Genomic DNA, 2,057 nt, shown 5'->3' on the forward strand with positions numbered 1-2,057 from the left:
CCGCGCCCAGGCCCGAACCGGCGCCGGAGCCCACCCCGGCACCGGCGATGTCGGCCGGGCATACCCCGGAACCGCCCCGGGGCCGTCATTCCGCCCCGGCAGAATCCGCCGATCCCGGCCGGCCCGCGTCGCCCCAGCCGTCCCCGGCGTTGGCCACCGAGCCTTCGCAACCGCCCGAGCCGCCACGGCGGGCATCCCGGCATCGCAGCGCCGAGGAACCCGAGCCGCAGAACGGGCATCACGCCGACGGGCAGTCCGTGAATGAGCTGCTGGCGCGGTTTCAGACCGCCCCGGCCGAAGGCGGGCGTCGCAGGCGCCGCGAGGAGTGAGCTAGTCTCGTGACGACCGTCCGGTACCCGCAACGCGGGACTGGAACGAATGAAACCATTACCTGTGAGGTCGTCTGCTATGGAGCAGCCCCCTGCCGACGGGTGGACCCCGCCTGAGGGATTGCGCCCTGCGCGGCTCAGCGTCGGCGTCATTTCCGCAGGTCGGGTGGGTACCGCGCTCGGTTATGCACTGGAGCGCGTCGAACACGTGGTGGTGGCGTGCAGCGCGATCTCCGAGCCGTCCCGGCTGCGGGCGGAGCGCCGGTTGCCCGACACGGCGATCCTCCCGGTCACCGAGGTCGCGCAGCGGGCCGAGCTGCTGCTGCTGACGGTGCCCGATGCCGAACTGGCGTCGCTGGTGTCCGGTCTGGCCGCCACGCGCGCGGTGCGGCCCGGCACCATCGTGGTGCACACCTCCGGCGCCAACGGGATCGCGGTGCTGGCCCCGCTCACCGAACTGGGTTGCATCCCGCTGGCCATCCACCCGGCGATGACGTTCACCGGCTCCGACGAGGACCTGGCGCGGCTGCCCGACACCTGCTTCGGCATCACCGCCGCCGACGAGGTGGGCTACGCGATCGGCCAATCGCTGGTGTTGGAGATAGGCGGTGAGCCGTTCCGCGTGCCCGAGCACGCCAGGACGCGATACCACGCGGCGCTGGCGCACGCCAGCAACCATCTGGTCACCCTGGTGCTGGATGCGGTGGACACGCTGCGGGCCTCGCTGCGGGGGCAGGAACTGCTCGGTCAGGAACTTGTCGGCGATGCGCCGGGCGGCTTGCCCGAACGGGTGGTACGCCCACTGGCACGGGCCGCGCTGGAAAACGCGCTGCAGCGCGGTCAAGACGCTCTGACCGGCCCGGTCGCCCGTGGCGACGCCGCTGCCGTCGCAGCGCATCTCGATGCGCTGCGTGCGATGGATCCTGAACTGGCCCAGGCATATCGGGCCAACTCACTACGTACCGCCCAACGTGCCCACGCGCCCGAGGACGTTCTGGAAGTGCTCTCGGATGCAAGCCCTGAAACGAGTCAAGGATGACCCACAGCAACGCCCCCAAGTTCGTCGCCGGCGAGCTCAACGTCTACTCGGCACCCGCCGACGTCGCGGCCGTCACCCGTGCGCTGCGCACCAGCGGGCGCCGGGTCACCCTGGTGCCCACGATGGGTGCGCTGCACGACGGGCATCTGACGCTGATCCGCGCGGCCAAACGCGTTCCCGGTGCGGTCGTGGTGGTGTCGATCTTCGTCAACCCGCTGCAGTTCGGGGCGGGGGAGGATCTCGATGCCTACCCGCGCTCCCTCGACGAGGACCTGGCCGCGCTGGTCGCCGAGGGCGTCGAGATCGCCTTCACCCCAACCGGTTCGGACATGTATCCGGACGGTGCGCGTACCAGCGTGCAGCCGGGGCCGGTGGGTGACGAACTCGAAGGTGCCTCGCGGCCCGGCCATTTCGCCGGCGTGCTCACGGTGGTGCTCAAGCTGCTCCAGATCGTCCGGCCGGACCGGGCGTTCTTCGGCGAGAAGGACTATCAGCAACTGGCCCTGATCCGGCAGATGGTCACCGATCTCAACCTCGACGTGCAGGTGGTCGGGGTTCCCATTGTGCGGGAGTCCGATGGGTTGGCCATGTCGTCGCGCAACCGGTACCTCGACGCCGATGAGCGTGAGCAGGCCGGGGCGTTGTCTGCGGCGCTGCTGGCCGGCAAGTACGCGGCGGCGGGCGGCGCC

Annotated in this window: 2 protein-coding genes and 1 pseudogene; all 3 read left to right on the forward strand. The window is 70.9% G+C overall.

From position 1 onward, the window contains the following. A pseudogene (locus BN4332_RS33995) lies at positions 1-329 on the forward strand (DUF6779 domain-containing protein); the annotation flags it as partial. Between the two features lie 79 nt (positions 330-408). Then, entirely contained in the window at positions 409-1,368 is a 960-nt protein-coding gene (locus BN4332_RS26450) for a Rossmann-like and DUF2520 domain-containing protein (protein WP_066902393.1), read from the forward strand. Then, positions 1,365-2,057 (forward strand): pantoate--beta-alanine ligase (gene panC / locus BN4332_RS26455; protein ID WP_066902394.1); only part of this gene is annotated, 693 nt, incomplete at its 3' end. The genes BN4332_RS26450 and panC, both read left to right, overlap by 4 nt.

Source organism: Mycolicibacterium houstonense (assembly GCF_900078665.2).
Lineage (GTDB): Bacteria > Actinomycetota > Actinomycetes > Mycobacteriales > Mycobacteriaceae > Mycobacterium > Mycobacterium houstonense.